Origin of the sequence: Pedobacter heparinus DSM 2366 (assembly GCF_000023825.1) — a bacterium.
Classification (GTDB): Bacteria; Bacteroidota; Bacteroidia; order Sphingobacteriales; family Sphingobacteriaceae; genus Pedobacter; species Pedobacter heparinus.
The window spans coordinates 1,006,118-1,018,539 of the sequence record NC_013061.1 but is presented as its reverse complement, the minus strand read 5'-3'; the positions used below and the strand labels follow the sequence as shown (position 1 = coordinate 1,018,539).

Genomic DNA, 12,422 nt, shown 5'->3' with positions numbered 1-12,422 from the left:
TCATAAAACCCGCAAGGAAGAATAAAGTTTTCAAAACCATTTTTTAAACTCATGTAATTTTATAACTTCGAAGGGAAGGTAACATACATAAAAAAAATTACTTATATGAAGATAACGGTTGTAGGTGCCGGTGCCGTAGGTGCCACTTGTGCAGATAATATTGCCAGAAAAGAACTAGCTGAAGAATTGATCTTACTGGATATTAAAGATGGCTTTGCCGAAGGTAAATCAATAGACATGATGCAAACAGCCGCTTTACTGGGCTTTGACACCAAAATCAAAGGTGTTACCAACGACTACGCAAGTACTGCGGATTCGGAAGTAGTTGTAATTACATCCGGATTGCCTCGTAAGCCTGGAATGACAAGAGAAGAACTGATAGGTATTAATGCGGGGATTGTAAAAGGGGTAACCGAGAATATCCTCAAATTCTCTCCGGGTGCAATTATCATTGTTGTTTCCAATCCAATGGACACCATGAACTATTTAACTTTAAAAACTTCCGGTCTTCCTAAAAACCGGATTATAGGTATGGGTGGTGCCTTAGATTCATCAAGATTTAAATATTACCTGAGCCAGGAGCTGAACTGCTCCCCTTCTGACCTGAATGCAGTGGTTATTGGCGGACATGGTGACACAACCATGATCCCCTTAATAAACCACGCTACCTGGAACAGCATCCCGGTTACACAATTGCTGAGCAAAGAACAACAGGATAAAGTGGTAAAAGCTACAATGGTAGGCGGCGCTACTTTAACAGGACTAATTGGCACTTCTGCATGGTACGCTCCTGGTGCTGGTACTGCTGCAATGGTTGAGAGCATTGTACGGGATGAGAAAAAACTGATTTCTTCTGGTGTATATCTGGAAGGTGAATACGGACAGGAAGATATTTCGTTGGTGGTACCTGTAATATTAGGCAAAAACGGGGTAGAGAAAATCCTTGACTTTAAACTGAGCAGCGAAGAGCAGGCCACTTTTAACCAAAGTGCCGATGCTGTACGCGCAATGAACAATGTACTTACAGATATGAAATTGATATAGGGAATAAATGAGGTCTGTTTCAATTCCCTTAACATTAATAAATTTACAAGACGACGGTTTCCACCTTTTGGTGGAAATTGTTGTTTTTGGACAAAAATTATTGGCTGTGGTTGATACCGGAGCTTCCAGATCTGTTTTTGACATGGCTTTGGTCAAAAACCATATCAGAGACCTGGAGCATACCGAAGAAACCCAGGCCACTACCCTGTTTACCACTTCGAGCACCTTACAGGCTGTCATTCCCAAAATAAAGATAGGCAGGTTGGTTTTAAAGGACTATGAAGCTGTGGCACTGGACCTGGAAGCGGTTAACCAGGCTTATGAAAGTCTGGGCCACCCGACCATTAAAGCTATTATTGGCAGTGATCTTTTACTGAAATATAATGCCACCATCAATTACAAAAAGATGAAACTTTTTCTTTACGAAGCATAAAAAAGAGGGGTACTGATCAGCACCCCTCTTTTTATAAATTGAAATAAATTTTGCTAAGCATCAATCTTCGCATACTTCGCATTTCTTTCAATGAAATCCCTGCGTGGTGCAACTTCGTCCCCCATCAGCATAGAGAAAGTATGATCACACTCAGCAGCATTTTCAATTGTAGCCTGCATTAATGTACGCGTAGCCGGATTTAAGGTAGTATCCCACAATTGTTCTGCATTCATCTCTCCCAAACCTTTATAACGTTGGATGTGCACACTTTCTTCCTTTCCTGCACCCTTTAAACGCTGTACAGCGTCATCGCGCTGCTTATCGTTCCAGCAATATTCAAATTCCTTACCTTTTTTAACCTGGTAAAGCGGTGGTGCAGCAATATATACATAACCTGCTTCAATCAGGGCTTTCATATACCGGAAGAAGAAGGTTAAAATAAGCGTAGTAATGTGAGAGCCGTCAATATCAGCATCCGTCATGATCACAATCTTGTGGTAGCGCAGCTTGGCTAAATTTAAAGCCTTATCGTCCTCTTCAGTACCAATACTCACACCCAGTGCCGTGAACATATTTTTGATCTCGTCATTTTCATAGATCTTATGCTCCATTGCCTTTTCTACGTTCAGGATTTTACCTTTCAAAGGCAATATAGCCTGGAAGTTACGGTCGCGCCCTTGTTTGGCAGTACCACCGGCCGAGTCACCCTCTACCAGGTAGAGTTCACATTTTTCCGGATCACTATCAGAACAGTCGGCCAGCTTACCTGGTAAGCCCGAACCACCCATTACACTTTTACGTTGTACCATTTCGCGGGCCTTACGGGCCGCTGCACGTGCTGTAGCGGCAAGAATAACCTTGTTAACGATCATTCTGGCCTCTTTAGGATACTCTTCCAGATAAATACCCAAAGCTTCACCAACGGCAATATCAACTGCCCCCATCACTTCAGAGTTGCCCAGCTTGGTTTTGGTTTGCCCTTCAAACTGAGGTTCCTGTACTTTAACCGAAATTACTGCGGTTAAGCCTTCCCTAAAGTCATCACCGGTAATCTCAAACTTCACATTCTTCAGCAGGCCTGATTTATCGGCATAAGCTTTTAATGTTCTGGTTAAGCCTCTTCTAAAACCAGCAATATGTGTACCGCCTTCATGTGTATTGATGTTGTTCACATAAGAGTGCACATTTTCGGAATAACTGTCATTGTATTGCAGGGCAAGCTCTACTGGGATACCATTTTTTATGCCCTCAACATAAATAGGCTCAGGAATCAGAGATGGTCTTGTACCATCCAGAAACTGGACAAATTCTTTTAAGCCGCCTTCGGAATGGAAAAGTTCGGAAAGAAACTCGCCGTTTTCCAAGGTTTCACGCTCGTCAGTCAGCGTAAGTTTGATACCTTTATTCAGGAAAGAAAGCTCTCTTAATCTTGAAGCCAGTGTATCATAACGGTATTCTGTTGTTTGGGTAAAGATGGTTGGGTCGGGAGTGAATGTTATAATGGTACCGAGTTTATCGGTGTCACCTATAGATTTTACCTCATAGAGTGGTTTACCGATATTGTATTCCTGTACCCAGATCTTTCCTTCACGATGAACTTCGGCTTTTAAATGGGTAGATAAGGCATTTACGCAACTTACCCCTACACCGTGCAATCCGCCGGATACTTTATAAGTATCCTTATCAAATTTACCACCGGCATGTAATACGGTCATTACAATTTCAAGAGCCGACTTTTGTTCCTTGGTGTTGATCCCGGTAGGGATACCACGTCCGTTATCTTCAACCCTGATTGAGTTATCTTTTAAAATATTTACATAAATGGTATCAGCATGTCCTGCCAGTGCTTCATCTATAGAGTTGTCTACAACCTCATACACCAGGTGGTGCAAACCTTTAATTCCGGTATCTCCTATATACATCGAAGGGCGCTTACGCACCGCTTCCAAACCTTCTAATACCTGTATATTATCTGCCGAATAATTTGACTTTGGATCTTTTTCTTCGCTCATATTTTTTAATAAAACAATAAGATTCAAATTTAACCAATTATGGTCAATTTAAGGCAAATGTGGATAACTATTTGAGTAAATAAGGATTGAAAAACGCGCTAAAAAACATATTCCTTAGGATACTAATTTTGAAATTTTATATTTGTTGAAATTTATCGGTAAAGGATATACCATGCGGGATTCAAATGAGCGCCACAGGGCTTATAAAGAACGCTACATTTGACAATTAGAATAATTTAAATAGATGAAGACAACATTAAAATTAAGCAGCATTGCTACTGCGGTAGCCATAGTTTCAGTGATGGCATCGTGTCAGAACAAAGAAACAAAAGGCACTACAACTAAAACAACTGATGCTGTGGCTGTTTCTGACAGTGAGAAAATTGTTTACGTAAATTCAGACTCACTGCTAACAAAATATCAATATTTTAAGGACCTGAAAGTAAAATTAGATGGAAAATCTAAAACAGCACAATCAGACCTGGTAGCCAAACAGGATGCTTTTAAACGCGAAGTAGCACAGTATCAGCAGCAGGCAAATACCCTACCTGCGGATCAGCGCGCCGCCACAGAAGAAAGACTGGCACGCAAGCAACAGGAATTACAGGCCTATTCGCAAAATGCAGGTGCTGCACTTCAAAATGAACAGGCCGCCGAAAATGAAAAACTGTATGATAAAGTGGCTGATTATTTGAAAGTATACGCAAAAAAGAAAGGCTATAAAATGGTGTTGGGCTACTCAAAAGGAAACGGTACAATTCTATTTGCCGATGAAAGCCTAGATGTAACCAGCGAAGTTATTATTGGCTTAAATGAAGCTTACAAAAAATAAACACTCACAATGATATGAAATGCCTCCGGTAAAACCGGAGGCATTTTTTTTTGTATATTTATAATTATGGAGAAGAGGGATCAACACGAAAAATTCATGAAAATGGCCATACAGCTTTCAGAAGAAAATGTGCTGGATACAGTTGGCGGCCCTTTTGGCGCAGTAATTGTGAAAAATGGAAAAGTGATTGCAAAAAGTGCCAACAAAGTAACCTCAACCAACGACCCTACGGCACATGCAGAGGTATCGGCCATAAGGATGGCCTGTAAAAAATTAAAAACATTCGACCTGAGCGGTTGTACCGTTTACACAAGTTGTGAACCCTGCCCTATGTGCCTGAGCGCCATATACTGGGCCAAAATAGATGCGATTTATTTTGCCAATACCAAAGACGATGCGGCTAATATTGGTTTTAGCGACAAATTCATTTACGATGAACTGGATAAATCTATGCACAAAAGGAAGTTGCCCATTAAACAAATGATGAGGGATGAGGCCATGCATGCATTCAGGTTGTGGGAAAAATCGGCCAGACGTGCAGATTACTGATCCCGTTTCCTTACTCTCCTTCAAACATCCCGCCAATCAGGTCATCCGTTTCACGGCGGTCCTTTTTGGTTGGCCTGCCCGTGCCCCGGTCCCTTTTTAATGTTGGGGCATGAAACATCGATTTAAATGCATGTGTCTCTTCAACAGGTGTAACGTCCTTATATTTTGTGACTGCAATTTTTGCTTCCACCCTGTTGTACAGTAACTCCACCACTTCAATCATTTTTTTTTCTATTCCTTTTGATACCTGGTACACATCGCCGGGTTTCACTATGGCCGAAGGTTTAAGGTTCTGACCTTTAAATTTAACGCGCCCTGCTTTGCAGGCCTCCGTTGCCAGGCTCCTTGTTTTAAACAGTCTTATTGCCCATAAATATTTATCTATTCTTAATTTTTCCTGCTCAGTCATAACATTCAAAAGTAGATAATATTGAAGGATTATGATAAAATTCATTTATTTTGTCAAAAAAATAACAAACAATCATGATAGCAGAATTAAAAAAGTTAGTAGAAGCCGCTTGGGAAGACAGAACTTTATTAGAATATAGTGAGCATTGCGAAGCAATAGAAACTGTAGTAATGCAGTTGGATAAAGGAGAACTGCGTGTGGCAGAGCCTATTTTAAACTCCTGGGGTGTAAATGAATGGATCAAAAAAGCAGTTATTCTTTACTTCCCTATCAGACAAATGAAGGTGATTGAAACCGGCCCTTTTGTTTATCACGACAAAATGAAACTTAAAACCAATTATAAAGAATTGGGTGTAAGAGTAGTGCCGGGTGCCAGTGCACGTTACGGTGCATATTTAGCAAAAGGGGTAATTATGATGCCTTCTTATGTCAACATTGGTGCTTACGTGGATGAGGGTACCATGGTCGATACCTGGGCTACAGTAGGCTCGTGTGCGCAGATTGGAAAACATGTACACCTGAGTGGTGGCGTGGGTATTGGGGGTGTTTTAGAACCTATACAGGCTGCTCCGGTAATTATAGAAGACAATTGTTTTCTTGGATCAAGGGCCATTGTAGTTGAAGGTGTAAAAGTAGAAAAAGAAGCGGTATTGGGTGCCAATGTAGTATTAACAGCTTCTACAAAGATTATAGATGTTACTGGTCCGACTCCGGTTGAATATAAAGGCATTGTGCCGGCCCGCTCTGTGGTTATTCCTGGTTCTTATGCAAAAAAATTCCCTGCAGGAGAATACCATGTACCCTGTGCGCTGATTATTGGTAAGCGTAAAGAATCAACAGATAAAAAAACTTCGCTTAATGATGCATTGAGAGAAAATAATGTAGCAGTATAAGCTGATGAATATTGGTTTTGATGGAAAAAGAGCGGCAAATAACCTGACGGGTTTAGGCAATTACAGCCGCTCATTAATTGCTCATCTGGCAAAACATTTCCCTCAAAACCAATATTTTGTTTATAGCCCGAAAGTAAAAGACCATCCGCAGATCAGGCTTTTTAAGGAAACACCAAAGGTTCATTTAAAACTACCTGAATCCAAAGGACTGTTCTGGCGAAGCCTGGGCATAAAAACCCAGCTGCAAAAAGATAGGCTTGCCCTTTATCATGGCCTTAGCCATGAACTTCCAATCGGCATCCACAAAACGGGCATCCCATCCATCGTAACCATACACGATCTTATTTTTATCAGGTTCCCTCAGTATTATGGGTTCATTGACCGGCTTATTTATAAATTTAAAACGAAATATGCCTGTAAACACGCCAACAGGATCATTGCCATCAGCGAGCGCACCAAACAGGATATTATTGAATTATATAACATAGCTGCAAATAAAATAGAAGTAATTTATCAGAGTTGCGATGACAGCTTTAAATTGCCCGCTACTGAAGCGCTGCAAGAGCAGGTTAAAAAAAATTATACTTTACCTGATCAATACATTTTAAATGTGGGTACAATTGAGCAGAGAAAAAACCTCCTGACCTTAATAAAAGCACTTAAAAATGTCAATTCGGATTATAAACTGGTAGTCATCGGAAAAAAAACAGGATACTTCACACTGGTTGAAAATGAAATAGAACTGCTCGGATTGAAAGACAGGGTTCTTTTTTTACAGCATGTTCCATTTACCGACCTTCCTGCCATATATCAGCTGGCTACAGCTTTTATTTATCCCTCTCTATATGAAGGTTTCGGCATTCCGATTATAGAAGCCTTGTACTGTAAGGTTCCGGTAGTCGCAGCCCGGGGTTCCTGTTTGGAAGAAGCGGGTGGTGAAAGTAGCTTATATATAGCCCCTGAAGATGATAAGGCTTTAGCCCAGGCTATAAATAAAATACTGGATAACCCTGAACTGCAAATGGAGATGAAAGAAAAAGGCAGTGCTTATGTTCAGAAATTTAACAATGAAGACATCAGTGCGCAGTTGATGCAATTATATCTCAAAACGCTCCATAACATCAGGACAATTAGAAAATAAATAACTCAAAAAATGCTTTATGAAAATTGTTTTTGATGCAGAAAGAATGAAATATCCATTTACAGGACTGTTCGAATATTGCCTGCAATTGGGTGAATCCCTTCTTCAGATCAAACCTAAAGACGATAGACTTGCATTTTACATGCGCAGGGAAGATGAGGAATATTTTGGTCATCCCATTCATACATTAAACCAAAAAAGCTTCCACAAGTTTATTTTTCCTGGGTATAAACATATAGACATCTGGCATACTACTTACCAGTCTACCTCATACATCCCTAAGGATAAGAAGATTAAAAAAGTACTCACTATACACGACCTTAATTTTCTGTACGAAAAAAAAACCGTTCAAAAGCAACAAAAATACCTGAAAAAAATTCAACAGAATATCAACCGGGCAGATCACATTGTTGCCATATCTGAATTTACCAGACAGGATGTTATCAAACATCTGAAAGTTGGAAATAAACCCATCTCTGTTGTCTATAACGGATGTGAGGTAAAATCTTTTCCCGACTATAAAAACACACAAATTACGGATGCAAAACCATTCTTTTTTGCCCTGGGCACAGTAATACCAAAGAAAAATTTCCACGTATTGGTTCCTTTACTTCAAAATAATGATCTTGAGCTGATCATTGCAGGTAAAGCCGATGAAGCTTACAAATGCCTGATCATGGAACAGGCTGAATTGTATGGGGTAAGCGAACGGGTAAAAATAATCGGCCCGGTTTCAAACCAGGACAAATACCTGTATTATAAGAACTGTAAAGCCTTTCTTTTCCCTTCCATTGCCGAAGGCTTTGGCATACCTGTTATTGAGGCCATGTTTTTTGGGAAGCCTGTTTTTATCTCCAACAAAACCTCTCTTCCGGAAATAGGCGGCAACCTGGCCTATTATTTTGAGAGCTTTGATCCGGAGGCCATGCAAAAAGTACTGGTAAATGGCCTGGAACATTATCAGCAAAATAATCCCCAACAGGCTATTATCAGTCATGCCATGCAATTTACCTGGCAAAAATGTGCAAAAGCATATTGGGCAATTTACGAAAGCCTGAATGTCTAAACAGTAAGTATAAAATTGTAATTTTACCTTATGCTAAGAACAGAAATTGAAAAAGCACTTGCTGTTTTAAAGGATGGAGGCGTTATACTTTATCCCACCGATACCGTATGGGGCCTGGGCTGTGATGCCACAAATGAACAGGCTGCTGCAAAAATAAATGCAATTAAAGGCCGTGCGGAGGATAAGAGTTTTATTGTACTTTTAGATACTGACGCTAAAATCCAAAGTTATGTTACTGAAGTACCTGATGTAGCTTATGACCTTATCGAGTATGCAGAAAACCCGCTTACCTTGGTATTTCCAGGCGCAAAAAACCTGGCAAAAAATGTAATCAATGCCGACGGCAGCGTTGGGATCAGAATTGCCAGACATGAATTCTGTCAGCAACTTATCCAGCGTTTTCGAAAACCCATCACCTCTACTTCTGCCAATGTATCAGGTGCAGCAACTCCAGGCTTTTTTGACGAAATCAGTGAAGAAATAAAAGTAGCTGTGGATTATGTGATTGATTGGGAACAGGAGCTAAAAATCAGTAAAAAACCATCAACTATTATGAAATTGGCTCCCGGCGGGCAATTTTCCTTTATTAGAAGGTAAGTTTTACTACTTTTGTAAACTCATCAATGGAACAACATTTACAACACCCTGTTTTTAAATCTCTTGCCCGTATAGCCGACATGCATCACATCGAGGCTTATATTGTTGGCGGGTATGTAAGGGATATTTTTCTGAACAGGCCGTCTAAGGACATTGATATTGTTGTGCTGGGAAATGGTATTGAATTTGCCGAGCTTGTTGGTAAACAGCTTCAGAGTAAAGTAGCGGTTTTTAAAAATTTTGGCACTGCCATGTTAAAATATCAGGATCTGGAAATAGAGTTTGTGGGTGCCAGAAAAGAATCTTACCGCTCCGATTCCCGCAAACCAATTGTTGAAAATGGAACAATTGAGGACGATCAGCTGAGAAGGGACTTTACCATTAACGCGCTTGCCATATCCTTGAACAAGGAAAATTACGGGCAACTGGTTGACCCATTTAATGGAATAGCCGACCTGAACAATAAGCTGATCAGGACACCCTTAGATCCTGAGCTTACTTTTTCTGATGATCCCCTGCGCATGATGCGCGCAATCAGGTTTGCTACCCAACTCAATTTTACCATAGATGCTGCAGCAATAAATGCCATTAAAAAACAAAAAGAACGCATTGGCATCGTATCCAAAGAACGGATTACCGACGAACTGAATAAGATAATTTTATCTGAAGTCCCATCCATTGGTTTTAAGTATCTATTTGACACCGGACTTTTGCAACTGGTTTTCCCTCAAATGGCCAACCTTTATGGCGTTGATATCATTAACGGAAAAGGACATAAAGATAATTTCTATCATACCTTACAGGTGCTGGATAACATTTGTGGAACCACTTCAGACCTCTGGCTCCGTTGGGCAGCAATTTTACATGATATTGCTAAACCTGCTACCAAACGCTTTGAAGAAGGCCATGGCTGGACCTTCCATGGTCACGAGGACAAAGGCGCAAGGATGGTCCCAAAAATTTTTGCACAGCTTAAACTACCACTTAATGAAAAAATGAAGTTTGTGCAGAAGCTGGTACAACTCCACCTCCGTCCCATTGTCCTGGCCCAGGAAGTGGTAACAGATTCGGCAGTAAGAAGATTATTATTTGATGCCGGAGAAGATATTGAAAGCCTCATGCTGCTCTGCAATGCTGATGTAACTACAAAGAATGAATATAAGGTAAAAAAATACCGTAATAATTTTGAACTGGTTAAACAAAAACTCAGGGATGTAGAAGAACGCGACAAGATCAGGAACTGGCAGCCTCCTATTTCAGGCAATGATATTATGGAGACATTCGGGTTAAGCGCAGGAAAGGAAGTGGGCTTAATCAAAAATGCCATCAGAGAAGCGATTCTTGAAGGCGAAATAACCAATACGTATGATAACGCATTACAGTTTATGCTCGAAAAAGCTAAAGAGTTCGGACTTCATCCAATAAAGCGTTAACACAATTGTATAAAGTATATTTTATTTTTTAATTTTATACCTAGAAAAGAGGCTCAAATGGCAATTTATAGATTTAGAATAAGTTTCGAAGATTTCGATGAAGTAGTAAGGGAAATAGATATCAAATCAACCCAAACATTTGAAGATTTACACAAGGCAGTTCATCGTTCAACCGGATATTCCGCTGAAAAATCTTCTTCATTCTTTGTAAGTACAGACAATTGGATAAAAGGTGATGAGATTGCCTATCTGCCGGTTCAACGCAAAATAGATAGGGGCGTTGCATTAATGGAAAACTCTAAATTGAATAAATTTATTGAAGATCCTCATCAGAAATTCTATTATATCTATAATTTCGATCGCCCCTTTGATTTCCATGTAGAACTGATTAAGATCATCTTGGAAACAGATCCGAATATCGAATATCCTTTTTTAGTAAAAAGTACAGGTGAAGCACCTAAAATAATCGACAAAAATAATACTGGTGCTATTGCAGTATCGGCAAACCCGGTGTCTACAGAGTTTGATTTCCTTAACGAAATGGATTTTGTACCGGAAGATACTGAAGAACTTGAAGCAATGGGCGGGAGAGGTATCAATGCAGAAGAAAAAGCTGATGATGATACCGATGAAGAAGCTGATGATAGCGATGAATTCTCCGAAAATGACAATTACGAAGACGAAGAATACAAAGAAGAGGATTATTAATGCCAGCGATGGCACAAAATAAAACATTAATTGTAATTGTTGGCCCTACAGGAATAGGAAAAACTGCGCTGGCCATTTCCCTGGCCAGGCATTTTTCCACTGAAATTATATCGGCCGATTCGAGACAATTTTTTAAAGAGATGGAAATTGGCACAGCTAAACCTTCAGCCGAAGAACTTAGTGCAGCACCCCATCATTTTATCAATTCCCATAGTATAAAAACCTTTTTCAGTACTGGTGATTTTGAGGTACAGGCAATTGAGCTCATCAGTCAGTTATTTAAAGAACATGATTTGTTGATCATGGTAGGAGGCTCTGGTCTTTATATTGATGCCGTATGTAAAGGACTGGATGATTTGCCTGAAACCGACCTCAACATCAGGGAACAACTGAACCAGCAATTGGCAGCAGAAGGCCTGGAATCTATAAAAAAAATGCTGAGCGAAGCCGATCCTGAATACTATCAGAAAGTCGACCAGTCAAACCCCCAGCGTATCATCAGGGGCCTGGAGTTTTACCTGTCAACAGGGACAAAACTATCTGCCCATCTCACCAACAGTAAAAAAGTCAGACCTTTTAACATCATAAAGATCGGTTTGAATATGCAGCGTCCCGAACTTTATCAGCGGATCAACCAACGTGTAGATCAGATGATGGAAATGGGTCTCCTGGATGAAGTGAAAAGTTTACTGCCGTACAGAAAATATAATGCACTCCACACAGTTGGTTATACTGAACTGTTCTCCTACCTGGATGGTGAAATCACTTTACAGCAAGCTATAGACCATATCAAACAAAATACACGCCGGTTTGCTAAACGACAGCTCACCTGGTTTAGAAGAGATGACAGCACTGCCTGGTTTCAACCCGGACAGGGTGCTGCTGTCATCAAATATATCATAGAAAATAAAAATTAAGCCTGGGCAGTGGGCCCACCAAAATTCATTGGAAAACCTGGGGGCTCTTCCTGCGTTTTTATCCTTCCATTTACTGCTTCATATTTTTCAATATTGTCCTGCATCGCTGCTACCAGCCGTTTCGCATGCTCCGGTGTAAGTATAATCCTTGATTTTACCCTGGCCTTGGGTACACCAGGCATTACCCTGATAAAATCAAGTACAAACTCTGTATTAGAGTGTGTAATGATAGCCAGATTAGAGAATATACCTTCTGCGATTTCCTCAGAAAGCTCAATATTCAGTTGATTGTCGTTATTTTGTTCTTCCATAAAGCAAACTTAGATAAAATTTTAGTATTGGGTTTCAAAAAAAATCCCCCGGCTTTTAAAGCCGGGGGATTTAGAAA

The 12,422-nt window shown here is 40.2% G+C and carries 14 protein-coding genes; 11 read left to right on the top strand and 3 right to left on the bottom strand.

The window, feature by feature from the left end; translation table 11 throughout:
* The first annotated feature begins 105 nt into the window (after nt 1–105).
* Nucleotides 106–1,044 (top strand): malate dehydrogenase, encoded by a 939-nt coding sequence (gene mdh / locus PHEP_RS04350; protein WP_012781030.1) that lies wholly within the window; start codon nt 106–108, stop codon nt 1,042–1,044.
* A gap of 7 nt (nt 1,045–1,051) precedes the next feature.
* Nucleotides 1,052–1,477 (top strand): retropepsin-like aspartic protease, encoded by a 426-nt coding sequence (locus tag PHEP_RS04345; protein ID WP_012781029.1) that lies wholly within the window; start codon nt 1,052–1,054, stop codon nt 1,475–1,477.
* 53 nt (nt 1,478–1,530) lie between these two features.
* On the opposite strand, the gene gyrB is transcribed toward PHEP_RS04345, so the two are convergent.
* Complete coding sequence (gene gyrB / locus PHEP_RS04340; RefSeq protein WP_012781028.1) at nt 1,531–3,489, bottom strand: DNA topoisomerase (ATP-hydrolyzing) subunit B; 1,959 nt, start codon at nt 3,487–3,489, stop codon at nt 1,531–1,533.
* 244 nt (nt 3,490–3,733) lie between these two features.
* Between gyrB and PHEP_RS04335 the strand changes: the two genes are divergently transcribed.
* Together PHEP_RS04335 and PHEP_RS04330 are read left to right on the top strand one after the other, a co-directional pair.
* The gene (locus PHEP_RS04335; RefSeq protein ID WP_012781027.1) at nt 3,734–4,321 is read left to right on the top strand and encodes an OmpH/Skp family outer membrane protein; all 588 of its coding nucleotides are present in this window, start codon (nt 3,734–3,736) and stop codon (nt 4,319–4,321) included.
* A gap of 66 nt (nt 4,322–4,387) precedes the next feature.
* Nucleotides 4,388–4,870, top strand: coding sequence for a nucleoside deaminase (locus PHEP_RS04330; RefSeq protein ID WP_012781026.1), 483 nt, complete (start codon nt 4,388–4,390; stop codon nt 4,868–4,870).
* 10 nt (nt 4,871–4,880) lie between these two features.
* Here PHEP_RS04330 and PHEP_RS04325 read toward each other — a convergent pair whose 3' ends face one another.
* Nucleotides 4,881–5,279 carry an RNA-binding S4 domain-containing protein gene (locus PHEP_RS04325; RefSeq protein WP_012781025.1) on the bottom strand — a complete coding sequence of 133 codons (399 nt, stop codon included), beginning with the start codon at nt 5,277–5,279 and terminating at the stop codon, nt 4,881–4,883.
* Between the two features lie 74 nt (nt 5,280–5,353).
* Here PHEP_RS04325 and PHEP_RS04320 point away from each other — a divergent pair, with 74 nt between their 5' ends.
* The 7 genes from PHEP_RS04320 to miaA are packed head-to-tail and all read left to right on the top strand — an operon-like array spanning nt 5,354 to nt 12,034.
* Nucleotides 5,354–6,172, top strand: coding sequence for a 2,3,4,5-tetrahydropyridine-2,6-dicarboxylate N-succinyltransferase (locus PHEP_RS04320; RefSeq protein WP_012781024.1), 819 nt, complete (start codon nt 5,354–5,356; stop codon nt 6,170–6,172).
* Between the two features lie 4 nt (nt 6,173–6,176).
* Nucleotides 6,177–7,313, top strand: coding sequence for a glycosyltransferase family 4 protein (locus PHEP_RS04315; protein ID WP_012781023.1), 1,137 nt, complete (start codon nt 6,177–6,179; stop codon nt 7,311–7,313).
* 19 nt (nt 7,314–7,332) lie between these two features.
* The gene (locus PHEP_RS04310) at nt 7,333–8,379 is read left to right on the top strand and encodes a glycosyltransferase family 4 protein (protein WP_012781022.1); all 1,047 of its coding nucleotides are present in this window, start codon (nt 7,333–7,335) and stop codon (nt 8,377–8,379) included.
* A gap of 30 nt (nt 8,380–8,409) precedes the next feature.
* Nucleotides 8,410–8,976 carry an L-threonylcarbamoyladenylate synthase gene (locus PHEP_RS04305; protein WP_012781021.1) on the top strand — a complete coding sequence of 189 codons (567 nt, stop codon included), beginning with the start codon at nt 8,410–8,412 and terminating at the stop codon, nt 8,974–8,976.
* A gap of 26 nt (nt 8,977–9,002) precedes the next feature.
* Complete coding sequence (locus tag PHEP_RS04300) at nt 9,003–10,409, top strand: CCA tRNA nucleotidyltransferase (RefSeq protein ID WP_012781020.1); 1,407 nt, start codon at nt 9,003–9,005, stop codon at nt 10,407–10,409.
* Between the two features lie 57 nt (nt 10,410–10,466).
* Nucleotides 10,467–11,117 carry an IS1096 element passenger TnpR family protein gene (locus PHEP_RS04295; RefSeq protein ID WP_012781019.1) on the top strand — a complete coding sequence of 217 codons (651 nt, stop codon included), beginning with the start codon at nt 10,467–10,469 and terminating at the stop codon, nt 11,115–11,117.
* Nucleotides 11,117–12,034, top strand: a complete 918-nt coding sequence (gene miaA, locus PHEP_RS04290) for a tRNA (adenosine(37)-N6)-dimethylallyltransferase MiaA (protein ID WP_012781018.1) — start codon at nt 11,117–11,119, stop codon at nt 12,032–12,034. Before PHEP_RS04295 ends, miaA begins: the two co-directional genes overlap by 1 nt.
* Here the strand turns inward: miaA and PHEP_RS04285 are convergent.
* Nucleotides 12,031–12,345: a DUF3467 domain-containing protein gene (locus PHEP_RS04285; RefSeq protein ID WP_012781017.1), complete on the bottom strand. Its 315-nt coding sequence runs from the start codon at nt 12,343–12,345 to the stop codon at nt 12,031–12,033. The two genes, miaA and PHEP_RS04285, sit on opposite strands and share 4 nt — an antisense overlap.
* Between the last annotated feature and the right edge of the window lie 77 nt (nt 12,346–12,422).